Consider the following 22390-nt stretch of genomic DNA (forward strand, 5'->3'; position numbering starts at 1 on the left):
CCTATAGGAACTTACTTATAGTCGCCAAAACAGAGCAATTTACGCCGTTCAGGTTAACATAGTTAGTTAACTCGATGGCCGGAGATCGTTACGGAGTGCGTCATTCTAGCCGTAGCGTCCGCCTTTGTCTTTAAGATTCAGGAGAGTGCATGGAGTTCAGTGTAAAAAGCGGTAGCCCGGAAAAACAGCGCAGTGCCTGTATTGTAGTCGGCGTTTTCGAACCGCGCCGCTTGTCCCCTATCGCAGAACAACTCGACAAAATCAGTGATGGTTATATCAGCGCTTTGCTGCGCCGTGGCGAACTGGAAGGTAAAGTCGGGCAGACGTTACTGCTGCACCATGTACCTAACATTCTCTCCGAACGCATCCTATTAATTGGCTGTGGCAAAGAGCGCGAGCTCGATGAACGCCAATACAAACAGGTGATTCAAAAAACCATCAATACCCTTAACGATACCGGCTCCATGGAAGCGGTCTGCTTCCTGACCGAGCTGCACGTGAAAGGCCGTAACACTTACTGGAAGGTGCGTCAGGCGGTAGAAACCGCTAAAGAAACGCTCTACACCTTCGATCAGCTGAAAAGCAACAAAGTGGAGCCACGTCGTCCACTGCGTAAAATGGTGTTCAACGTGCCGACCCGTCGTGAACTCACCAGCGGTGAACGTGCGATCCAGCACGGTCTGGCGGTGTCTTCCGGCATCAAAGCCGCGAAAGATCTCGGCAATATGCCGCCGAACATCTGTAACGCCGGCTATCTGGCTTCGCAGGCTCGCCAACTGGCGGACGCGTTCAGCACCAACATCACCACCCGCGTCATCGGCGAACAGCAGATGAAAGAGCTGGGGATGAACGCCTATCTGGCGGTTGGCGCAGGTTCGCGCAACGAGTCATTGATGTCGGTGATGGAATATAAGGGCAATCCGAACCCGGACGCTAAGCCGATCGTGCTGGTGGGCAAAGGGTTGACCTTCGATGCCGGCGGCATCTCGATCAAACCTGCCGATGGCATGGACGAGATGAAGTACGACATGTGTGGCGCAGCCACCGTATACGGCGTGATGCGTGTGGTGGCGGAACTGAACCTGCCGCTGAACGTGATCGGCGTGTTGGCCGGCTGTGAAAACATGCCGGGCGGCAGCGCTTATCGTCCGGGCGACGTGCTGACCACCATGTCCGGCCAGACCGTCGAGGTGCTGAACACCGACGCCGAAGGCCGCCTGGTGCTGTGCGACACCCTGACCTACGTCGAGCGTTTCGATCCAGAGTTGGTGATTGACGTTGCCACCCTGACCGGTGCCTGCGTGATCGCGCTGGGCCACCACATCACGGGCTTGATGTCGAACCACAACCCGCTGGCACACGAACTGATCGGCGCGTCCGAACAGGCCGGCGACCGCGCGTGGCGCTTGCCGATGTCCGACGAGTACTACGAGCAACTGGACTCCAACTTTGCCGATATGGCGAACATTGGTGGCCGTCCGGGCGGGGCTATCACCGCAGCCTGCTTCCTATCGCGCTTTACCCGCAAGTACAGCTGGGCGCACCTGGATATCGCCGGCACCGCATGGCGTTCCGGCAAGGCCAAAGGGGCCACCGGTCGTCCGGTCGCGCTGCTGTCACAGTTCTTACTCAACCGTGCAGGCCTGAACGGCGACGATTAAAATACCCTTCATCTTTCAAGCCGCAGCGTTGTTGGCTGCGTTTGTTCCCCCAGTCACTGACTGTATGTCAGTTCCTGGGGATGAACGAACTTGCCGCCTGGCTGCAACTTGAAACCTATTGGGTATATAATCACGGTAACAAAGCGAAGGGCGCACAAGTTGCGCCCCTAATTTTTTCTAACGGCAATGAACTCATGAGCAAGCAGGCGACGTTTTATTTACTCGAACACGCGGAACCCGCAGGTGCGCTCAGCGCGCATGAGGCCGTGGCCTGCGCCGTTGCCGCTGAACGTTGGCGCTCCGGCAAGCGGGTGTTGATCGCCTGCGAAAGCCAGGAACAAGCCCAACGGTTGGACGAAGCGCTGTGGCAGCGCGATCCGCACCAGTTTGTGCCACACAATCTGGCCGGTGAAGGCCCGCACTACGGTGCGCCGGTCGAGCTATGCTGGCCCGGTAAACGCGGTAACTCGCCGCGCGATCTGCTGATCGCCCTGCTGCCGCAGTTTGCAGATTTTGCTACTGCTTTCCATGAAGTGGTAGACTTCGTCCCTTACGAAGACACCCTGAAACAGTTGGCGCGCGACCGATATAAAGCTTATCGCAGCGTCGGCTTCCATTTGACCACGGCCACGCCGCCAACTCACTGAACAACGATATAAAATGGAAAAGACAAACAGTCATCTCGATACCGCATACGACCCGAAAGAGATCGAACAGAAGCTGTACGATCACTGGGAAAACCAGGGTTACTTCAAGCCAAATGGTGATACCAGCCAGGAAAGCTTCTGCATCATGATCCCGCCGCCGAACGTCACCGGCAGCCTGCACATGGGCCACGCATTCCAGCAGACCATCATGGACACCATGATCCGCTACCAGCGCATGCAGGGTAAAAACACCCTGTGGCAGGCAGGTACCGACCATGCCGGTATTGCCACCCAGATGGTGGTTGAGCGCAAGATCGCCGCAGAAGAAAACAAAACTCGCCATGACTATGGCCGCGACGCGTTCATCGACAAAATCTGGCAGTGGAAAGCAGAATCCGGTGGCACCATCACCCGTCAGATGCGTCGTCTGGGCAACTCCGTGGACTGGGAGCGCGAGCGCTTCACCATGGATGAAGGCTTGTCCAACGCCGTTCGCGAAGTGTTTGTTCGCCTGCACAAAGAAGATCTGATCTACCGTGGCAAACGCCTGGTGAACTGGGATCCGAAACTGCGCACCGCCATCTCCGATCTGGAAGTGGAAAACCGCGAATCCAAAGGCTCCATGTGGCACCTGCGCTACCCGCTGGCCGACGGCGCCAAAACCGCCGAAGGTAAAGATTACCTGGTGGTCGCCACCACCCGTCCGGAAACCGTGCTCGGTGATACCGGCGTGGCCGTAAACCCGGAAGATCCGCGTTACAAAGATTTGATCGGCAAAGAGGTTATTCTGCCGCTGGTTGGTCGCCGCATCCGCATCGTCGGTGACGAACATGCCGACATGGAAAAAGGCACCGGCTGCGTGAAGATCACCCCGGCGCATGACTTTAACGACTATGAAGTCGGTAAGCGTCACGGCCTGACAATGATCAACATCCTGACTTTCGACGGCGATATCCGTCAGGAAGCAGAAGTGTTTAATACCCTCGGCGAAATCTGCACCGATTACTGCAACGAAATCCCGGCCCAGTTCCGTGGCCTGGAGCGATTCGCTGCGCGTAAAGCCGTGGTAGCCGCCTTTGAAGAGCTTGGTTTACTCGATGAGATCAAACCGCACGACCTGACGGTGCCTTACGGCGACCGCGGCGGCGTGGTGATCGAACCCATGCTGACCGACCAATGGTACGTGCGTACCGCACCGCTGGCCAAAGTCGCGGTTGAAGCGGTTGAGCAAGGCGAGATCCAGTTCGTGCCTAAGCAATACGAAAACATGTACTTCAGCTGGATGCGCGACATTCAGGACTGGTGTATCTCTCGTCAGCTGTGGTGGGGTCACCGTATCCCGGCCTGGTACGACGTGAACGGCAAAGTCTACGTTGGCCGCAGCGAAGAAGAAGTGCGCAGCGAGAACAACCTGGGCCCTGACGTGGTGCTGAACCAGGACGAAGACGTGCTGGACACCTGGTTCTCTTCCGGCCTGTGGACCTTCTCCACCCTGGGCTGGCCAGAGCAAACCGACGCGCTGAAAACCTTCCACCCAACCAGCGTGATGGTCAGCGGCTTCGACATCATCTTCTTCTGGATTGCGCGCATGATCATGCTGACCATGCACTTCATGAAGGACGAAAACGGCAAGCCGCAGGTTCCGTTCAAGACGGTCTACATGACCGGCCTGATCCGCGACGACGAAGGGCAGAAAATGTCCAAGTCGAAAGGTAACGTGATCGACCCGCTGGACATGGTTGACGGTATCTCGCTGGAAGACCTGCTGGAAAAACGTACCGGTAACATGATGCAGCCGCAGCTGGCGGAAAAAATCCGTAAGCGCACTGAAAAACAGTTCCCGAACGGGATCGAACCGCACGGCACTGACGCCCTGCGCTTCACCCTGGCGGCACTGGCTTCAACCGGCCGTGACATTAACTGGGACATGAAGCGCCTGGAAGGCTACCGCAACTTCTGTAACAAGCTGTGGAACGCCAGCCGCTTTGTGCTGATGAACGCAGAAGGCCAAGACTGTGGTTTCAACGGTGGCGAGAAAGTGCTGTCGCTGGCGGACCGCTGGATCCTGGCCGAATTCAACCGCACGGTGAAGGCATACCGCGAAGCGCTGGACACTTACCGCTTCGATCTGGCCGCCAACATCCTGTACGAATTCACCTGGAACCAGTTCTGTGACTGGTACCTGGAGCTGACCAAACCGGTTGTCAGCAACGGCAGCGAAGCGGAACAACGTGGCACCCGCCACACGCTGATCACCGTGCTGGAAGCCCTGTTGCGCCTGGCACACCCGGTGATCCCGTTCATTACCGAAACCATCTGGCAGCGCGTGAAGACCCTGACTGGCGAAACAGCAGACACCATCATGCTGCAACCCTTCCCAGAGTACGACGCCGCGTTGGAAGACGCACAGGCGTTGAACGACCTGGAGTGGATCAAGCAGGCGATCACCGCGGTACGTAATATCCGTGCCGAGATGAACATTGCGCCGAGTAAAATGCTGGACGTGCTGCTGCGCAACTGCAGCGCCGACGCGCAGCGCCGCGTGCAGGAAAACCAGAGCTTTATCGAGCGCCTGGCGCGTCTGTCGTCTATCACTCTGCTGCCTGCCGGTGACAAAGGTCCGTTATCCGTCACCAAGCTGGTTGACGGTGCCGAGCTGTTGATTCCAATGGCGGGCTTTATCGATAAAGACGCCGAGATTGCGCGTCTGTCGAAAGAGATGGGCAAGCTGGATGCAGAAATCGCGTCAATCGAAGGCAAGCTGTCTAATGAAGGCTTTGTGGCACGTGCGCCAGAAGCCGTCGTCGCCAAAGAACGCGAACGTCTGGCCGCCTGCAAAGAAGGCAAAGTGAAGCTGCAGGAACAGCAGGCGACTATCGCCGCGCTGTAATCTGTCGGTTCGCTGCAACAGCTGAAAACAGCGGGGATTTCCCCGCTGTTTTTTTATCGCCGTTGCATCCGGCCCGCTTAAGATGTTATTACAAGTTTTACCCTATAGCTTTCAAGTTGCAGCTAGGCGCCCAGCTCGCTCATCCCCAGGCGCTTACTCGAGTAAGTAACTGGGGTGAGCGAGTGCAGGTAACAACGCTGCAACTTGAAAGATGACGGGTATATTAATGCTGCATGGACGCCGCTGGAAAATAACCCCAGCGCGTTTTGTGTTGCGATAAAAACGAATGTGGTTCCCTTTAATGGCGAGTGTAAACATGACAACAGCAACCCCAGTACGTCTTCTGGTGCGCCCAATAACGGCTGACGACAATGCCGCTATTGCTAATGTCATTCGCGAAGTCTCCGCCGAGCACGGTCTGACAGCGGACAAAGGCTATACCGTTTCCGATCCCAATCTGGACGTCTTATATCAGCTCTACAGCCTGCCACGCAGCGCGTATTGGGTGATAGAAGTCGATGGCCGGATTGCCGGCGGCGGCGGTGTTGCGCCACTGCAAGGCGGTGAAGACGATATTTGCGAATTACAGAAAATGTATTTCCTGCCGCTGTTACGCGGCCAGGGCCTGGCAAAACGCCTGGCGCTGCAAGCACTGGAGTTCGCCCGTCAACAGGGCTTCCGCTGTTGTTATTTAGAAACCACCGCCAGCCTGACGCAGGCCATTGGCCTGTACGAGCATCTGGGCTTTGAGCACATTGACCACGCCATGGGCACCACCGGTCACGTCGACTGCGAAGTCACCATGCTGAAGACGCTATAGTCTTGCTTCTGCGCCCGTGGTAATCACGGGCGCAGCATGCAGCGCCCCTACTGGGCTCCCACCCTCTCCGTCTTCCTGCCCTTCACTGCCACTTCAATACGGCTGAGTACCACACTCGTCAGGTACGACACCACAATCAACAACAGCAAAATCAGCGGCGTATAGCGCGGCGCAAAAATCAGCTTTTGGGCGAAGTAATAGCAGTAGAAGCTGTGGGTCAGCCACATGTACATCGAATGCTTGCCCAGCTCGCCCACGACCCGGTTCACCGTGCTGCCCAGGCCGTCTGCGGTGTTCATCAGCGCGATAATAAACAGCGGCGTCACCAACAGCAGCCCTGGGTTATGGGCAACGATAAACACCGCCACCGTCACCATCAGCAGGATCAGCGGATGGGTGCGGCTCAGGGTGACAATCAGCTTCGCCAGCCACGAGTCCGCCGGCATCTGCTTGCTGCGGCCAAACACCATGCCAAAGCCGAAAGGCAACAGCCAGGTACAATATTCGATTAACACCTCCGGTGCCCAGGCGACATATTGCAGCCCCTTGCCGCACACCGCCGCCAGTACCAGCAGCCCCAATAACGGGTAGGTATTTAGCCGCGACAACAGCGGCAAAGAAAGTACGTACAAAACGTAAAGTTTGAAGAACCACCACTCGCTGTTATACGTGGATTTTAAGCCAATCAGGTTTTCGAAAAACAGCGACAGTGAGTGGGAATATCTTTCGCCTGGAAAGAAAAAAAGGCCAATCGGCACAAAGATAAAAAACACTATCCAGTAGCTGATATATAAGTTTTTCAGCTTTCCCCAACTATATTTAAACGTGACTTCTTTTTTAAGCGAGAATCCGTAACCGGATAAAAACAGGAACATCGACACGCAAATCTTACCGAACAGGCCAAGGTACATCTCAATGTCGACGCTGTTAACAATATGATAGACGGGGATATCCGGGCTAATTCGGAGAGGGTAGGCAAACAGGTGATGGACCAACATCAAAATGATGGCAATCCCTTTTAAATAATTAGACTTATTAATCGAAATGTCCATATTTCTTAATATCTTATCCAACCATAGAGTGATTCATCATATAGCAGCATTTTTGCGCTGGCATCCTCTTTCCTAATCGGATAAGTCTCATATTTAATATTCCGTTTAGAAACAATGCACCGAATATTTATAACAGCGTATTTTTTCCCACGTGCATCGCGTTATCCGATAAACCAAAAAATCATTAATATAATTAATTTATTTATTACTCATGAAAATCAGTAAGATGATTAATGTTAAAAACATTTTATGTGATATTCATTAACAAATTAACGATTGCAAATTGACCTGCCGCCCGCTTGCGCTACTCTGCCAGAACAGGCTAATGCCGCAATCGCACAGGGAGCAGTCATGTCGGAAAACGCTTTTGATTACATCATTGTCGGCGCTGGTTCTGCCGGCTGCGTACTGGCAGCACAGTTAATCCGCCGTACTCAAGCGCGGGTGCTACTGCTGGAGGCCGGTGGCGACGACAATAATTTATTCATCAAGATGCCGGCTGGCGTCGCGAAGATTATCGCCAAAAAGAGCTGGCCGTATGAGACCGAACCGGAGCCACATGCCAACAACCGGCGTATGCAAATCGCCCAGGGCAAAGTGTTGGGCGGCAGCAGTTCGGTCAACGGCATGATCTACATCCGCGGTCAGCGGCAAGATTATGACGAATGGGCCGAACGTTACGGCTGCGTTGGCTGGGGGTACCAAGACGTATTGCCCTACTTTAAACGCGCCGAGGCCAACGAAAGCCTGTCCGATGCCTATCACGGGGGCGGAGGGCTGCTGCCGGTCAGCGAGAACCGCTACCGTCACCCGCTCAGCATGGCGTTTATCCGCGCGGGCCAAGAGCTGGACCTGCCCTATCGCAACGATTTCAACGGCGACAGCCAGCACGGCGTCGGCTTCTACCAAACCACCACCCACAACGGCGAACGCGCCAGCACAGCACGTACCTACTTGAAAGCGGTACGCAACGAGCAACGCTTGGTCGTGAAGCTCAATGCGCTGGTACACCGCGTGGTGTTCGACAACAACGTCGCCACCGGGGTGGTGTATAGCCAAAATGGCGGCGCAGAAGTCACCGCGCATGCGACGAAAGAAGTGATCCTCAGCGCTGGCGCAGTAGGATCGCCGAAGATCCTGATGCTGTCCGGCATTGGGCCACGCGAACATCTGCAGCAGTTGGGCATCGAACCGCGCGCGGATCTGCCGGTGGGCAAGAACTTCCACGATCATCTGCACATGTCGATCAACGTCAGTACCCGCGACCCCATCAGCCTGTACGGCGCCGATCGCGGCCTGCAAGCGTTGCGCCACGGCACCGAATGGCTGGCCTTCCGCAGCGGCGTCCTGAGCTCCAACGTGCTGGAAGGCGCAGCCTTCACCGACAGCCAGGGCGACGGCCGACCGGACGTGCAGATCCACTTTTTGCCGATGCTCGACAGCTGGGACGACGTGCCCGGCGAGCCGCTGCCCAATATCCACGGCTTCACGCTGAAAGTCGGCTACCTGCAACCCAAAGCACGCGGCGAAGTTCTGCTACGCAGCCGCGACCCGCGCGATCCGGTGAAGCTGCATGCCAACTACCTCGGGCACCCGGAAGACCTGGCCGGCAGCGTGCGCGCAGTGAAATTTGGCCTGAGTTTCCTGCAAACGGCAGCCCTCAAGCCGCTGATCAAAGATCTGCTGATGCCGCAGCCGGCGTGGTTGAACGACGAAAGGCAGTTGGAAGAGTTTGTGCGCAACTTCTGCAAAACGGTGTACCACCCGGTGGGCAGCTGCCGCATGGGGCAATCCCCGCAGGATTCGGTAACTGATTTACACCTGCGGGTGCATGGTTTTGAACGACTGCGCGTGATCGACTGTTCGGTAATGCCGCAGGTGACCAGCGGCAATACCAATGCACCGACCATTATGTTGGCAGAAAAAGCGGTGGATTTACTGCTGGGCGCACCGGAATAAAAACCCATCACGGCGGCCCGGTTATCAGGCGATGGCCGGTACGCCGCTGTGGAAACGGAACTCGCTGTCCGGCGTTTGGATCAGCTCGGCTTCAATACGGCCAAAGTGAGCCACCCGTTCACTGATATCGCCACCGGCAATTTGCTCGGCCAACGTCAGGTAATCCTGATAGTGGCGCGCCTCGGAGCGCAGCAGCGAAACATAGAAGCGGTTTAATTCGTCGTCCAGATGCGGTGCCAGCCGGGCAAAACGCTCGCAGGAACGCGCTTCGATATAAGCACCACAAATCAGTTTGTCGATCAGCGTAGCGGGATCGTGAGTCCGGATCTCACGGATCATGCCTTTGGCATAGCGGCTGGCGGTGATCTTCTTGTAAGGGATCTGCCGCGCCAGCATGATCTCCAACACCTGTGAGAAGTGGTGTAACTCTTCTTTGATCAACAACACCATCTTGTCCGCCAGATCCTGGCCATAGGCCGATCCGTTTTTTGGCAGGATCTTACGGGTGAAGTTATTCTGCTGGAACAAGGCTTCCGGCACGCCCTGCGCCTCATGCAGAAACGCCTCATAAGGCCTGAGCAATGCCAACAGCGCGTCGCCGCTCTCCTTGTCAGCCACATAGCGGCGGATCAACCACATGCCGGTCTGCGCCGCTTTCAGCTCACACACCATATGGTCAGTCAGCAACAGCGGCAGGTTTTCCGGGCGGCGTGCGGCATCAATCCAGGCGTCCGGGGTTTCGCAATGCAGGAAGTGTAAAATGGGGGCTAACAGGGATTGGTATTTCATAGGCTTCAACGAAGAAAGAGGGGCTGGCACATACCGGCCCCCAGAGCAGAATTGATTAGTGGCGTTTACCGTCGTCGTCTTCGTCGATGAAGTCACCTTCTTCTTCGTCGTCGTCGCCTTCTTCGCCGTTGGGATCTTCAAAGTAGGTGCCCCAACCGTCGTAGTTAACGCCGCAACGTGCTGCCAGCGCCACCAGTTGTTCTACCTGAGTGTCGATCAGCTCGGCGTTCAGGCCGATTTCGCTGATCACGTCACAGCACATCACCAGGGTACCGTCTTCCACTTCCAGCTCTTCGGCGTCGGTCACTTCGTAGCCCAGTTTGAAGGCTTCGACAGCGGCTTTCTCCAGCACTTCAAACTTTTCAGCAGAAAGGTGGTGTTCGATAGTGTAGAGCGCCTCTGGATCACTGCCGTCTTCCAGCAGTTCTTCGATGATCAGGCGGGTCTCTTCACGTTGTTCTTCTAGCTGTTCGCGGTTTGCCATGCCTATATCCTCAAGTCAAATGGCCTGTATTCCTTCTATTTTCACACACCGCTGGCATTGCTTCCACGATAAACGTGAAAGATTTCTATCTCGGGGTTGAAATTGAATATTCATACATATAAAGTGAATTTAAATTCAATTTAAGCGATAAGGATATACGGCAATGAGTAGCATAAACCCGTTCTACAAACGTCACTTCCTGAGGTTAATGGATTTCACCCCGGCGGAACTGCAGATGCTGTTGCAGTTGTCGGCCGACTTGAAGCAGGCCAAAAAGCAAGGCAAGGAAACTCGCCACTTGCAGGGTAAAAACATCGCGCTCATCTTCGAAAAAGACTCGACCCGCACACGATGCTCTTTCGAAGTTGCCGCTTTCGATCAGGGCGCTCAGGTCACCTATCTCGGCCCCAGCGGCAGCCAGATCGGTCACAAAGAATCGATGAAAGACACCGCCCGCGTGCTGGGCCGCATGTACGACGGTATTCAATACCGCGGTTACGGTCAGCACCTGGTGGAAACCCTGGCGAATCATGCCGGCGTACCGGTGTGGAACGGGCTGACCAATGAGTTCCACCCCACTCAGCTATTGGCGGATCTGCTCACGGTGCAAGAACACCTGCCGGGCAAGCCACTCAATGAGGTGAAGTTCGCCTACCTGGGCGATACCCGCAACAATATGGGCAATACCCTGCTGGAAGCTGCAGCATTGGCGGGCATGGATCTGCGCCTGGTGGCACCAAAGGCCTGTTGGCCACAGGCCGACCTGGTGGCAGAGTGCCAGGCGTTAGCGCAAAAGACCGGTGCCAAGATCACCCTGACTGAAGACATCGCCGAAGGGGTTAAAGACGCGGATTTCCTTTATACCGACGTATGGGTGTCGATGGGTGAGCCGAAAGAAACCTGGCAGGAACGTATCGCACTGCTCAAGCCGTATCAGGTCAACATGGCGATGGTGAAACTGACCGGCAACCCGCACGTCAAATTCCTGCACTGCCTGCCGGCATTTCACGACGACCAAACCACCCTCGGCAAACAGATGGCAGAACAATACGGGCTGCACGGCGGCATGGAAGTCACCGATGAAGTCTTCGAATCAGCGCACAGCGTGGTGTTCGATCAGGCCGAGAACCGTCTGCACACCATCAAAGCGGTGATGGTGGCCACCTTAAGCGAAACGTTTTAACCATTACCCTCATCAGTGGGGTGGCTTTCTCGTCACCCCACGCCCAACCGATTAACTATTCCGCCCTCTCTGGGGGTATCGCAGATTTTTATGCACCTGACGTACATAATATCGCCCTCATTAAGCCAATGCCCTCCGCTAATGCTTTGTTTATTCTCTTGGAATAAAATAGAAGCCACCCGCATCACAAAATAAAAAACCATCCTCTTTTACCGACCGGAATAAAAATTCAAAATAATGTGCACCCATCAGAATATTAATAACCTGAAAATGCATAACTACGCCAGACGATATGTAAAATTCAATAATTACAACACATTAAGCAAGTCGCCTCTAAGGTACCCTGACTTCCCCATGGATAATTAACGCGACAAATGGGTATTAATGCATTTTGGCAAATGAAATTTCCAATAAAACAATGACGTTAATCAATTGATAATCCTTTTCATTCACCTCGCCTTCTCAATGTGACATTCATCACAAAACAACCTAAGGCAATGTTTATTATCAGCGGCAACGGAACGGCCCCAATTCTCAATAAATGAAATAACTCTTTATTTCGTTTTGTTCGATGTTACCTAAATCTGATAATAGGAAATGACATGGATAAGAATTATGTAGGTTCTGAAATAGGCCAACTGCGCAGCGTTATGCTTCACCGACCTAATTTAAGTTTAAAGCGATTAACCCCATCAAACTGTCAGGAGTTATTATTCGACGACGTATTGTCCGTCGAACGCGCTGGCGCGGAACACGATATATTTGCGCAAACATTACGTGCACAGAATGTTGAGGTCTTACTGCTGACCGATCTGCTGACCGAAACCATGAGCATTCCCGCAGCCAAGCAGTGGTTACTGTCGGCGCAGGTCTCTGACTTCCGCCTGGGGCCGTCGCTTGCCGCCGATATTCGCGGCTGGCTGGGCGATTTACCCGACCGCCAATTGGCGCGACATATGACCGGTGGCCTGACCTATGAGGAAGTGCCGGCCAGTTTCAGTAATATGGTGGTCGATACCCATCAGGGTACCGACTTTATTATGAAGCCATTACCTAATCATTTATTTACCCGCGATACCTCATGCTGGATATATAACGGCGTATCGATTAACCCCATGGCCAAACCCGCACGCCAGCGTGAAACAAATAACCTGCGCGCTATCTATAAATGGCACCCGTATTTTTCCAACGGCAATTTCACCACCTATTTTGGCGATGAGGAACGTAATTACGATCATGCCACACTGGAAGGCGGCGACGTTTTGGTCATTGGCCGTGGTGCCGTATTAATCGGCATGTCGGAGCGTACTACGCCGCAAGGGGTCGAATTCCTGGCGCAGGCGCTGTTCAAATCCCATCAGGCTGAGCGGGTCATCGCACTGGAATTGCCGAAGCACCGTTCCTGCATGCACCTGGACACCGTCATGACTCACATCAATCTGGATACCTTCTCGGTCTACCCGGAAGTGGTGCGTAAAGAAGCGCAGTGCTGGACGTTAACGCCTGACGGCAAAGGGGGTTTGCATCGCCAACAGGAAAAACACTTCCTGACTGCCATTGAACGCGCACTGGGTATCAGCCAGGTGCAGCTCATCACCACTGGCGGCGACAGCTTTGAGGCCGAGCGCGAACAGTGGAATGACGCCAACAACGTTCTCACCATCCGGCCTGGCGTGGTCGTCGGCTACGAACGCAACACCTGGACTAACGAAAAATACGACAAAGCCGGTATCACCGTCCTGCCGATCCCCGGCGATGAGCTGGGACGTGGCCGCGGTGGCGCACGCTGTATGAGCTGCCCGCTGGAACGCGACGCCATCTGACCCCCAACGGAGTAAACATCATGACTAAACCCACAGTGGTGATTGCCCTGGGTGGGAACGCCCTGCTGCGCCGCGGAGAACCGCTTGAAGCGGATATCCAACGCCGTAACGTCCTGCTCGCCAGCCGCCAAATTGCGGCACTGACCGAAAGCTGGAATGTCGTGCTGGTGCACGGCAACGGCCCGCAGGTTGGTTTGCTGGCACTGCAAAATAGCGCCTATCCGCAAGTTGCCCCCTACCCGCTGGACGTACTCGGGGCGGAAAGCCAGGGCATGATCGGCTACCTGCTGCTGCAGGCGCTGAAAAACTGCCTGCCAACACAGCAGATCAGCGCCCTGCTAACCCAAGTGGAGGTCGACCCCGACGACAGTGCGTTCGGCAACCCCAGCAAATACATCGGGCCGGTCTATGACCAGAAAAGTGCACTGGCGCTGAGCCTGGAGAAAGGCTGGACGATCAAGCCGGACGGGCAATACTTCCGCCGCGTCGTGCCGTCCCCCAAGCCGCTCAACATCATCGAGGCGGACGCGATTAACACCCTGATTGCGCAGGGGCATCTGGTGATCTGCGCCGGTGGGGGTGGCATTCCGGTGTTACGCCGCGACGGCCACCTGGAGGGTATCGAGGCCGTGATCGATAAAGATCTGTCCGCCGCGTTCCTGGCAGAGCAGATCAAAGCCGATGCGCTGCTGATCCTTACCGATGCCGACGCGGTGTACCTCGGCTGGGGTACGCCACAACAGCGCGCTCTGGACAAGGCAACGCCAGACGATCTGGCCGGTATCGCCTTCGACGCGGGTTCGATGGGGCCGAAGATCTCGGCCGCCAGCCATTTTGTGCGCTACGCCCAGGGCATCGCCGGCATCGGCGCGCTACAGGATGCCACCCGTATCCTGGCCGGTGAAAAAGGCACGTTAATTACGCCAACGCTTTGAACAGAGAGGAACACGATTATGAGCATTAACTTACGTCACCGTCATTTCCTGAAACTGCTGGATTTCAGCAGCGATGAGATCCAACACCTGATCGATCTGGCCTTCACGCTGAAAAAAGCCAAATACGGCAATGTAGAAAAGCAGCAACTGCGCGGCAAAAACATCGCGCTAATTTTCGAGAAAACCTCCACCCGTACCCGCTGTTCATTTGAAGTCGCGGCGTTCGATCAGGGTGCTCAGGTGACCTATCTCGGCCCAAGCGGTTCCCAGATTGGCCATAAAGAGTCGATGAAAGACACCGCTCGGGTATTGGGCCGCATGTATGACGGCATCGAGTACCGGGGTTTCGGGCAGTCTATCGTAGAAGAGCTGGCCGAGTTTGCCGGGGTGCCGGTATGGAATGGCCTGACCGACGAATTCCACCCGACGCAAATCCTGGCAGACCTGATGACCATGCTGGAACATGCGCCAGGCAAAAGCCTCGATCAGATCTCGTTCGCCTACCTCGGTGACGCGCGTAACAACATGGGTAACTCGCTGATGGTGGGCGCAGCAAAAATGGGCATGGATATCCGCCTGGTTGCGCCGAAGGCCTTTTGGCCGGACGAAGCCTTGCTGGCGCAGTGCGCAGACATCGCCCGCGATACCGGTGCGCATATCACCGTAACCGACCAAGTTGAGGAAGGCGTGAAAGGCGTCGATTTCCTCTATACCGACGTGTGGGTATCAATGGGTGAACCGAAAGAAGCCTGGGCAGAACGTGTCAGCCTGATGCAGCCTTACCAGATCAATGCTGCAGTGCTGAAAGCCACCGGTAACCCGCAGGTTAAATTCATGCACTGTCTGCCGGCCTTCCACAACGAGCAGACCAAAGTAGGCAAGGAAATTGAACTCGCCTATGGCCTGAAAGGGCTGGAAGTCACGGATGACGTGTTCGAGTCGGCCCACTCCATTGTGTTCGATGAAGCGGAAAACCGCATGCACACCATCAAGGCCGTGATGGTCGCCACCCTCGGCGACTGATTGACGACGCGGCGGTATCGTCTGCCGCCGCGTCCTCTCTCCCTCTGAATCATTATTTTCCTGCTGCCCTGCGCAGCTGGAGGAACCCTCATGTCTGAAAAAAAACTGGGGCTGGTAGCCCTGATTGCGCTGGTCATCGGATCCATGGTGGGCGGCGGCGTGTTCAGCCTGCCGCAAAACTTCGCCTCCGTCGCCTCGCCTGGCGCATTGCTGATTGGCTGGCTGATCACCGCGGTGGGGATGATCTGCCTGGCATTAATTTATCAGAACCTAAGCGCCCGCTGCCCGCAGCTAGAGGGCGGTATTTACAGCTACGCTCGCGCGGGATTTGGCGATTTTATTGGCTTCCAATCCGCCTGGGGCTACTGGTTCTCGGCCTGGTTGGGGAACGTCTCTTATGCGGTGCTGCTGTTCAGTGCCCTCAGCTTCTTCTTCCCGGTGTTCGGCCTGGGCAATAACTGGCAATCGATCCTCGGCGCATCCATCGTTTTATGGCTGGTGCACGCGCTGGTACTGCGCGGCGTGCAGGAAGCGGCGATGATCAATACCGTGCTAACGGTGGTCAAAGTGCTGGTGTTGTTGGTGTTTATTGTGGCGGTCGTGATCGCCTTCCGCATCGGCATTTTTACCGCAGATTTCTGGGGCCGCATGATGGTGATCGACGGCAGCCATCCCGCGCTGTTTGATCAGGTCAAAAACACCATGCTGGTCACCACCTGGGTATTTATCGGTATTGAGGGCGCCACGGTCGTCTCCGCCCGCGCCGCCAGGCGCGCTGACATCGGCAAAGCGACGGTGATAGGTCTGCTGGGTTGTCTGGTGATTTATATTCTGGTCAGCGTGTTGTCGATGGGTGTGCTCGATCAGGCAACGTTGAACGGATTAAAAAACCCGTCAATGGCCGGGGTGCTGGAGTCCGTGGTCGGTATCTGGGGGGCACGCTTCGTCGCCGCCGGCGTGATTTTGTCGGTTGCCGGTGCGCTGCTTGCCTGGACGCTGTTCGCCGCAGAGCTGCCGTTTGTCGCCGCCAAAGACGGCATGTTCCCGCAGGTATTCACCAAAACCAACGCCAATGGATCGCCAGCGGTGTCGCTGTGGATCACCAACGGCCTGATACAGCTCTTTTTGTTGCTGACATTGGTCTACAGCGCGGGCTATCAGGCGCTGTTCTCCATCGCGACTGCCGCTATCCTCCCCCCTTATTTGTTCAGCGCCGCCTATGGCCTGAAGCTGGCGATCACCGGTGAAAGCTACCAACCGGGTGAAACGCGTACCCGCGATCTGATCCTCGGGCTGATAGGCACCGTCTACGGTTTCTGGCTGTGCTATGCCGCCGGTAGCCAGATGCTGCTGACTTCATTGTTGTTTGTCCCTGGTTTGCTGGTCTTCCTCTGGCATCAAAAAAACCAGCATGCAGAGCGGTTATTGAAGGGTTATGAAGCGCTCATTGCCGTTCTTTTGGTCATTGTCGCCCTTATTACCCTTTATATGATTGCGACGGGTCATATCACCCTCGGTTAACCCATCTTCATTGCATTGATTTATATAGAGTTGTCACTCATTTTTAAACCAAGGCAACATAATGGCGAATAAAACAGAAACCCTGTGGGAGAAAGAACAACGGAAACTGGCCCTGTGCCGCAAGCTGGTCGTGAGCCAACGCTATTCATCACAGGAGGAGATCCGCAGTGAAATGATACGAGGGGGTTATACGGGCATCAGCCAGTCGACCGTTTCCCGCCTGCTGAAAGCGCTGGGAGTCATGAAGGTGCAAAATGCCAAAGGGAAAAAGGTCTATTCCCTTAATGCACTGCATCATCCGGCCCCCTGTATCAGCGAACCCCTGTCAGCCATGCTGATTGATGTCGAGCATAACGACAATTTTGTGCTGATCCACATGAATTCCGGCTATGCAAAAGCCATGGCACGGATCATCGATCTTTGCGCCTGGCCCGCCGTATTGGGTGTTATCGCCAGCAGTAATGTGGTGTGGGTAGCACCGCGTGATACGCGCTATGTCGCGCAGCTGCACCAGCGCCTGAAGGCGCTGTTGGAAAACGTCCCTCTTCTTTAGCCAACCTTCCAAGCCCTCTTCATGAGGGCATTTTGCTAAATGGGTAGGGGTCGAACATGTTCGACCCGCCTTTTTCCCTGCTTACCGTTATAACGGGCGCAACATGCAGCGCCCCTGCGCCAGGCACCGGTGAAGGTTTTGCCAGCAGTCTCACACCCTCTGCATGAGGGCTTTATTTTCTGTCGCGGTGGGCGGAGGATGGCTCGGCGTCCTATAGTGCTTTTGGACATATCAAATAGCCGATTGACCTTTGTCAGTCGCCGACAAAGATTTTAACGTGGCATCCTGGCGGTGAAAACGCCGTGAAAAACAATGATAACAATACGTTCCAGACACCGGAGACCACGGTGCATTCAAGGGAAAACATCAATGAAAGCCAAAGTTCTGCCGCTATTCGTCCTCGCAGCCCTGTCTACCCCCGCACTGGCTGCAACCCCACCCAACACGCTCGTGGTGGTGCAATCGCTGGACGATATTGTCAGCCTCGATCCGGCGGAAGCCAACGAATTATCCAGCATCCAGACCGTACCCAGCTTGTATCAGCGGTTGGTACAGGCGGATCGCGATGACCCGGCAAAAGTCGTGCCCGTACTGGCAGAAAGCTGGAAGGGCGATGCCGCAGCGAAAACGCTGACGGTCAAACTGCGCCCGCAGGCGGTGTTCGCCTCCGGCAACCCGCTCACTGCCGACGATGTGATCTTTTCCTACAGCCGCGCCGTGAAGATGAATAAGTCACCGGCATTTATCCTTAACGTACTCGGCTGGCAGCCGGACAACATCGACGCGCAGCTCAAGAAAATCGACGACCACAGTCTGCAACTGAGCTGGACAGCAAACGTAAGCCCGGCGGTGGCGCTGAACATTCTCTCCACGCCGATCGCCTCGATCGTCGACAGCAAGGCGGTGCAGCCTAACGCCAAAGACGGTGACTACGGCAACGCCTGGCTAAAAATGCACTCCGCCGGCAGCGGGCCCTTCAAAATGCGCGTCTACCAACCCCATCAGGCCATTGTGCTGGACGCCAATCCGACGTCACCGGGCAGTAAGCCATTGCTGAAAAGCATCATCATTAAAAGCGTGCCGGACTCCGCCACCCGCCGTCTGTTGATCCAGCAAGGTGACGCCGACGTGGCACGTGAGCTTGGCCCAGACCAGACCGTCGCATTAAAGAATCAAGCGGGCGTGAAGGTGCTGGAGATCCCCTCAGCCGAGCAGAACTATCTGGTATTCAATACCGGCAATACCGCTAACCCGTTGCTGAAAAACCCGGCCTTCTGGGAAGCGGCGCGTTACCTCATCGACTATCAGGGCATCACCAAAGATTTACTGAAGGGCCAATATTTTGTTCATCAGAGCTTCCTGCCCGTCGGGCTACCGGGTGCACTGAAAGAGAACCCGTTCAGCTTCGATCCGGCAAAAGCCAAGGCGATCCTGGCCAAGGCCGGTATCACCCATGCCTCGCTGACGCTGGACGTAGAAAACAAACCGCCGTTTATTACCATCGCGCAGGCGTTACAGGCCAGCTTTGCCGAAGGCGGCGTGAAGGTAGAACTGTTGCCGGCGGCTGGCAGCCAGGTCTATTCACGTGTCAGAGCCAGACAGCATCAAGCCGCGATCCGTTTGTGGATCCCGGATTATTTCGATGCCCACTCCAACGCCAGCGCCTTCGCCTATAACGACGGCAAGACCAGCACGGTCGCAGGCCTCAACGGTTGGCAAATCCCACAGCTGAACCAGCAGACGCTGGCGGCAGTTGCCGAAGCCGATCCGGCCAAACGCACCGCGCTGTACACCGCCATGCAGCAGGAACTGCAGCGCAGCTCGCCGTATGTCTTTATCGATCAGGCGAAAACCGAAGTGGTGCTGCGCGATAACGTCAAAGGCTATCAGCAAGGTCTGAACGCCGATATGGTCTACTACGATCGCGTCAGCAAGTAAGCCGCGGCAAAACGCCGGGCCTGATGCCGGGTAACATCCGGCGTTTGGCCCGCGCGATACAGATCCGATCCCAACCCGGCGCCGCTGCAACCGGCAGCCAGATAGTCCGCCAGATTTTCCGGCGTAATGCCGCCAACGGCATACAGCGACGTACCTTTAGGTAATACGCTGGCCAACGCCCCGATGTAGCTCACGCCCAGCACGCTCGCCGGGAAGACTTTCACGGTATCGGCCCCCGCCGCCAGCGCGGCAAACATCTCGCTCGGCGTCATCGCCCCGATGCAGGTCATCAGCCCCGCCGCTTTGGCACGGCGGATCAACCCCGGATCGGTATTGGGCGTCACCATCAGCGACGCGCCGCTGGCGATCAGCGCGTCCAGCTTTTCGTCATCCACCACCGTTCCAGCACCAATCTGTGCACGCCCACCGTAGTGTTGCTGCAGCAGTTGCACGCTTTGGCGCCAGTCGGGCGAGTTGGTCGGCACTTCTATCATGTCAAACCCGGCCTCAAGCAGGGCAGCTGCGTGCTCCAGTACCTCGGGCGGCGTAATGCCACGCAAAATAGCCACCAGCGGTAATTTACAAGGCTGCATAAATCCTCCCGAATCCGTTCAACATGGCGACCTGCGCCTCAACAACCACCGCCTTTTGCTCAGCGATGCGACACGCGGCCAGGTAATGCGTCACCAACGGAGTGTCCCCCACCAGCGCTAACAGTTCGCTCTGCGGCCAACGCCGCGCCAGCTGTGCCAATTCGTCACCTATCAGCACACCGGATAACCAGGACGCCACGCTCGCCGCCGGCAGATACCCTAAAACCCGTCGCGAACGCGCGTAGAACAGGCGATTCAACAGACTGTCTTCCCCACGCAGCGACGCCAGCACGCCGTCGGCGAATGCCTGAGGATCGCTCTCGCCTTCCGGTAGCCCCTGCCCCAACAGGCTATGCTGGAGCAGCAACTGATACATCTCGCCGGTGATGGCGGTCGAGAATTCCGCTATCCACGCCCCCTGCGGCGAAATCACGGGTTTCACCCACTTGCTGTGCGTGCCGGGGAACAGATAAACGTCCGCCTGCTGGCAAGCCAGCGCCCCCAACAGTTGCACCTCTTCACCGCGCATCACGTTAGCGCGTTCCTCTTCTGGCAACGCCAACCCTGGGCGCAGCCACACCGCGCTACGCAACGAGGAGGGTACCGCAATGCAACCGGCGGCGATCGCCGTTACCGGCAGTGGCAGCTTTTGATAACCGCTGTCCAACCAGCCGCGATCGCTGCCGATCATGCCGGCCATCAGCACCGGAATTTGTCGCGCCTCGATCCAGGCCCGCCAGGGGGCCAGCAGCGCCATCAATACCTGGTCGTGGCTGCCCGGTTCAATGAACTTCACCCCCTGCGCCGTCTGTTGGTGCGCGACGCATTCACCGTTCTCTATCCGCCAGGCGCGCAGGTGGCTGGAGCCCCAGTCAATGGCGATATAATTTGCTGTCATATTGCTTTCCTGGCCTTAAACGTTGCGGTTAGCGGTGGCATTTTTACCCAGCGGTACCTTGACCGTTGGGCGGCTCTCCCGCTCGCGGGTGATCATGTCCAGCGCCTGTTCGCGGCTCATTTTGTTGACCGGTGTCACCAGCGTGACCACCACCGCCCCGATCAGGCTGAACAGCACCGACGGGAAACAAGGATTGCCCCAGAACGCCAGCCAGTGGCTGTTCATCAACACGGCCATCGAGGTTGCCGCCCCGGCGATCAGCGCCGCCAGTGCGCCCTGCCAGTTAAAGCGGATCCAGAATCGGCCCAGAATCGAGCAAATAAACAGGCCGGACATGATCATCGAGATCATCTTGGTGATGTAGCTAATGATGTCGTTGGAGGTCAGGGCAAACACCAGCGCCAGCGCAATCACCAGCACCAGGAAGATCCGCGACAGCCGAATCGCCTTGTCTTCCGCCGGCATATGCCCGGTAAACAGCGTGTAGAGGTCGCGCAGGATAATCGACACCCCGGCGATGGCGTCCGAGCTGCCTGAAGACATGTTCGCCGACATACCGGCCACCAGGATCACCATCGCCACCGCGTGCGGCAGCACCTGGGTGCCGTACAGGAAGGCAAAGCCGCTGTTTTCCAGATTGGGATCCATGGTCCACACCGCCATGCCGATGATTGCCGGCAGGAAGGAGAAGAACAGGTAAAGCACGCCGGTAATAGTGAATGACTGACGCACCGAGGAGACGGTTTTGGCCGAGTAAATCCGTTGACGGTAAGAGGGCGTCGCCAATACGCCCACGGCGATCACCAGTGCCAACGAGAACGCCGGCAGCATGCCCAGTTTATCGATGGCAAACAGGCTTTGCGCCGCCGGATCCACCGCGTGCTGGATGCTTGACCAGCCGCCGACGTGCTGCACCGCCAACACCGCCATCAAAATAAAGCCGAGGAACAACACAATAGATTGCACCGTGTCGATCCACACCACCGCAGAATAACCGCCGATTCCGACATACACCACAAAGGCCAGGGCAATAATCACTTTAGCCACATTAATATCAATGCCGCTGGCCCAGGCCAAATATAAACCGCCCCCTAAAATATGCGCACCCAGCCAACCAATAGACGCAATGAATATTAATAGGGCAACGACGTTTTTTATTATTTTACTGCCGCCGGTATAATAAGATATCTCTTCGCTCATGGTCATAAAACGCATTTTTCTGACCGGTGCAAACAGCCAGGCCACCAAGAGTATTCCCACCGCGCCACCAATGCCGTACAGCATGCCGGCCCATCCGTTGGCGTAGCCAAAGCCCACTGCACCTACGCTGGAGCCGGTACCGACCATAGTGCCCACCGTCGAACCGAGCGTCAGGATCATCGGCAGGGAACGACCGCCCAATAAAAAGTCATCGCCGTTTTTTTGATTGCGTGAAACGTACCAGCCAAGCGTAATCATGGCCAGGGCATATAGAGCAAACCAGATAAGGAAGGATAAATTATTCATGTCTCACATCCAGTTAGTGTTGGGTAGCAGTAAAATAAGAAAAATAAAATAGCGTTATGCCGCCCGAATTAAATCAGGCGTTTATTATTAAGGGTGGTTTAACCACCCTATACAG

General features: G+C 55.9%; 18 protein-coding genes. 12 read left to right on the forward strand and 6 right to left on the reverse strand.

Going from position 1 to position 22390, the window contains the following annotated elements; all coding sequences use genetic code 11:
- The first annotated feature begins 149 nt into the window (after window positions 1-149).
- From pepA to AC2FC2_RS06700, 4 genes are all read left to right on the forward strand, one after another.
- Complete coding sequence (pepA, locus tag AC2FC2_RS06685) at window positions 150-1661, forward strand: leucyl aminopeptidase (protein WP_037424420.1); 1512 nt, start codon at window positions 150-152, stop codon at window positions 1659-1661.
- 194 nt (window positions 1662-1855) lie between these two features.
- Window positions 1856-2308: a DNA polymerase III subunit chi gene (locus AC2FC2_RS06690; RefSeq protein ID WP_209635274.1), complete on the forward strand. Its 453-nt coding sequence runs from the start codon at window positions 1856-1858 to the stop codon at window positions 2306-2308.
- Window positions 2309-2321: 13 nt separating this feature from the next.
- Window positions 2322-5198 carry a valine--tRNA ligase gene (locus AC2FC2_RS06695; protein WP_490658991.1) on the forward strand — a complete coding sequence of 959 codons (2877 nt, stop codon included), beginning with the start codon at window positions 2322-2324 and terminating at the stop codon, window positions 5196-5198.
- 316 nt (window positions 5199-5514) lie between these two features.
- Window positions 5515-6018 carry a GNAT family N-acetyltransferase gene (locus AC2FC2_RS06700; RefSeq protein ID WP_265556199.1) on the forward strand — a complete coding sequence of 168 codons (504 nt, stop codon included), beginning with the start codon at window positions 5515-5517 and terminating at the stop codon, window positions 6016-6018.
- A gap of 47 nt (window positions 6019-6065) precedes the next feature.
- Here the strand turns inward: AC2FC2_RS06700 and AC2FC2_RS06705 are convergent, their stop codons facing one another.
- Window positions 6066-7070: an acyltransferase family protein gene (locus tag AC2FC2_RS06705; RefSeq protein ID WP_209634510.1), complete on the reverse strand. Its 1005-nt coding sequence runs from the start codon at window positions 7068-7070 to the stop codon at window positions 6066-6068.
- Window positions 7071-7421: 351 nt separating this feature from the next.
- On the opposite strand from AC2FC2_RS06705, the gene AC2FC2_RS06710 reads away from it, so the two are divergent.
- Window positions 7422-9029 (forward strand): GMC family oxidoreductase, encoded by a 1608-nt coding sequence (locus tag AC2FC2_RS06710; RefSeq protein ID WP_209634509.1) that lies wholly within the window; start codon window positions 7422-7424, stop codon window positions 9027-9029.
- Between the two features lie 24 nt (window positions 9030-9053).
- Here AC2FC2_RS06710 and miaE read toward each other — a convergent pair whose 3' ends face one another.
- Together miaE and rraB are read right to left on the reverse strand one after the other, a co-directional pair.
- The gene (gene miaE / locus AC2FC2_RS06715; RefSeq protein WP_209634507.1) at window positions 9054-9818 is read right to left on the reverse strand and encodes a tRNA isopentenyl-2-thiomethyl-A-37 hydroxylase MiaE; all 765 of its coding nucleotides are present in this window, start codon (window positions 9816-9818) and stop codon (window positions 9054-9056) included.
- A gap of 55 nt (window positions 9819-9873) precedes the next feature.
- Window positions 9874-10302: a ribonuclease E inhibitor RraB gene (gene rraB / locus AC2FC2_RS06720; protein WP_209634505.1), complete on the reverse strand. Its 429-nt coding sequence runs from the start codon at window positions 10300-10302 to the stop codon at window positions 9874-9876.
- A gap of 163 nt (window positions 10303-10465) precedes the next feature.
- On the opposite strand from rraB, the gene argF (AC2FC2_RS06725) reads away from it, so the two are divergent.
- From argF (AC2FC2_RS06725) to AC2FC2_RS06755, 7 genes are all read left to right on the forward strand, one after another.
- Window positions 10466-11485 carry an ornithine carbamoyltransferase gene (argF, locus tag AC2FC2_RS06725; RefSeq protein WP_490658992.1) on the forward strand — a complete coding sequence of 340 codons (1020 nt, stop codon included), beginning with the start codon at window positions 10466-10468 and terminating at the stop codon, window positions 11483-11485.
- A 602-nt stretch (window positions 11486-12087) separates the two neighbouring features.
- Window positions 12088-13308: an arginine deiminase gene (gene arcA, locus AC2FC2_RS06730; RefSeq protein ID WP_490658993.1), complete on the forward strand. Its 1221-nt coding sequence runs from the start codon at window positions 12088-12090 to the stop codon at window positions 13306-13308.
- Window positions 13309-13325: 17 nt separating this feature from the next.
- Window positions 13326-14243, forward strand: a complete 918-nt coding sequence (locus AC2FC2_RS06735; RefSeq protein ID WP_490659033.1) for a carbamate kinase — start codon at window positions 13326-13328, stop codon at window positions 14241-14243.
- A gap of 18 nt (window positions 14244-14261) precedes the next feature.
- Window positions 14262-15266 (forward strand): ornithine carbamoyltransferase, encoded by a 1005-nt coding sequence (gene argF / locus AC2FC2_RS06740; protein ID WP_209634499.1) that lies wholly within the window; start codon window positions 14262-14264, stop codon window positions 15264-15266.
- A 90-nt stretch (window positions 15267-15356) separates the two neighbouring features.
- Window positions 15357-16787, forward strand: coding sequence for an arginine-ornithine antiporter (arcD, locus tag AC2FC2_RS06745; protein ID WP_265556205.1), 1431 nt, complete (start codon window positions 15357-15359; stop codon window positions 16785-16787).
- A 61-nt stretch (window positions 16788-16848) separates the two neighbouring features.
- On the forward strand, window positions 16849-17340 hold the full coding sequence (locus tag AC2FC2_RS06750) for an arginine repressor (RefSeq protein ID WP_209634494.1): 492 nt from the start codon (window positions 16849-16851) through the stop codon (window positions 17338-17340).
- Window positions 17341-17709: 369 nt separating this feature from the next.
- Window positions 17710-19278, forward strand: coding sequence for an ABC transporter substrate-binding protein (locus AC2FC2_RS06755; protein ID WP_490658994.1), 1569 nt, complete (start codon window positions 17710-17712; stop codon window positions 19276-19278).
- Here the strand turns inward: AC2FC2_RS06755 and AC2FC2_RS06760 are convergent.
- The 3 genes from AC2FC2_RS06760 to AC2FC2_RS06770 are packed head-to-tail and all read right to left on the reverse strand — an operon-like array spanning window position 19257 to window position 22275.
- Complete coding sequence (locus tag AC2FC2_RS06760; RefSeq protein ID WP_209634490.1) at window positions 19257-19871, reverse strand: 2-dehydro-3-deoxy-6-phosphogalactonate aldolase; 615 nt, start codon at window positions 19869-19871, stop codon at window positions 19257-19259. The two genes, AC2FC2_RS06755 and AC2FC2_RS06760, sit on opposite strands and share 22 nt — an antisense overlap.
- On the reverse strand, window positions 19858-20769 hold the full coding sequence (locus AC2FC2_RS06765; RefSeq protein ID WP_490658995.1) for a 2-dehydro-3-deoxygalactonokinase: 912 nt from the start codon (window positions 20767-20769) through the stop codon (window positions 19858-19860). Before AC2FC2_RS06765 ends, AC2FC2_RS06760 begins: the two co-directional genes overlap by 14 nt.
- A 15-nt stretch (window positions 20770-20784) precedes the next feature.
- Complete coding sequence (locus tag AC2FC2_RS06770) at window positions 20785-22275, reverse strand: sodium:solute symporter family protein (protein WP_490658996.1); 1491 nt, start codon at window positions 22273-22275, stop codon at window positions 20785-20787.
- Window positions 22276-22390 lie beyond the last annotated feature (115 nt).

This window comes from Serratia sp. CoH_122_TC_1 (assembly GCF_058191755.1).

Bases quoted from the DNA above. Each gene is read 5' to 3' on its own strand.
- pepA (WP_037424420.1), top strand. From the start codon at position 150: ATGGAGTTCAGTGTAAAAAGCGGTAGCCCGGAAAAACAGCGCAGTGCC.
- AC2FC2_RS06690 (WP_209635274.1), top strand. From the start codon at position 1,856: ATGAGCAAGCAGGCGACGTTTTATTTACTCGAACACGCGGAACCCGCA.
- AC2FC2_RS06695 (WP_490658991.1), top strand. From the start codon at position 2,322: ATGGAAAAGACAAACAGTCATCTCGATACCGCATACGACCCGAAAGAG.
- AC2FC2_RS06700 (WP_265556199.1), top strand. From the start codon at position 5,515: ATGACAACAGCAACCCCAGTACGTCTTCTGGTGCGCCCAATAACGGCT.
- AC2FC2_RS06705 (WP_209634510.1), bottom strand. From the start codon at position 7,070: ATGGACATTTCGATTAATAAGTCTAATTATTTAAAAGGGATTGCCATC.
- AC2FC2_RS06710 (WP_209634509.1), top strand. From the start codon at position 7,422: ATGTCGGAAAACGCTTTTGATTACATCATTGTCGGCGCTGGTTCTGCC.
- miaE (WP_209634507.1), bottom strand. From the start codon at position 9,818: ATGAAATACCAATCCCTGTTAGCCCCCATTTTACACTTCCTGCATTGC.
- rraB (WP_209634505.1), bottom strand. From the start codon at position 10,302: ATGGCAAACCGCGAACAGCTAGAAGAACAACGTGAAGAGACCCGCCTG.
- argF (WP_490658992.1), top strand. From the start codon at position 10,466: ATGAGTAGCATAAACCCGTTCTACAAACGTCACTTCCTGAGGTTAATG.
- arcA (WP_490658993.1), top strand. From the start codon at position 12,088: ATGGATAAGAATTATGTAGGTTCTGAAATAGGCCAACTGCGCAGCGTT.
- argF (WP_209634499.1), top strand. From the start codon at position 14,262: ATGAGCATTAACTTACGTCACCGTCATTTCCTGAAACTGCTGGATTTC.
- arcD (WP_265556205.1), top strand. From the start codon at position 15,357: ATGTCTGAAAAAAAACTGGGGCTGGTAGCCCTGATTGCGCTGGTCATC.
- AC2FC2_RS06750 (WP_209634494.1), top strand. From the start codon at position 16,849: ATGGCGAATAAAACAGAAACCCTGTGGGAGAAAGAACAACGGAAACTG.
- AC2FC2_RS06755 (WP_490658994.1), top strand. From the start codon at position 17,710: ATGAAAGCCAAAGTTCTGCCGCTATTCGTCCTCGCAGCCCTGTCTACC.
- AC2FC2_RS06760 (WP_209634490.1), bottom strand. From the start codon at position 19,871: ATGCAGCCTTGTAAATTACCGCTGGTGGCTATTTTGCGTGGCATTACG.
- AC2FC2_RS06765 (WP_490658995.1), bottom strand. From the start codon at position 20,769: ATGACAGCAAATTATATCGCCATTGACTGGGGCTCCAGCCACCTGCGC.
- AC2FC2_RS06770 (WP_490658996.1), bottom strand. From the start codon at position 22,275: ATGAATAATTTATCCTTCCTTATCTGGTTTGCTCTATATGCCCTGGCC.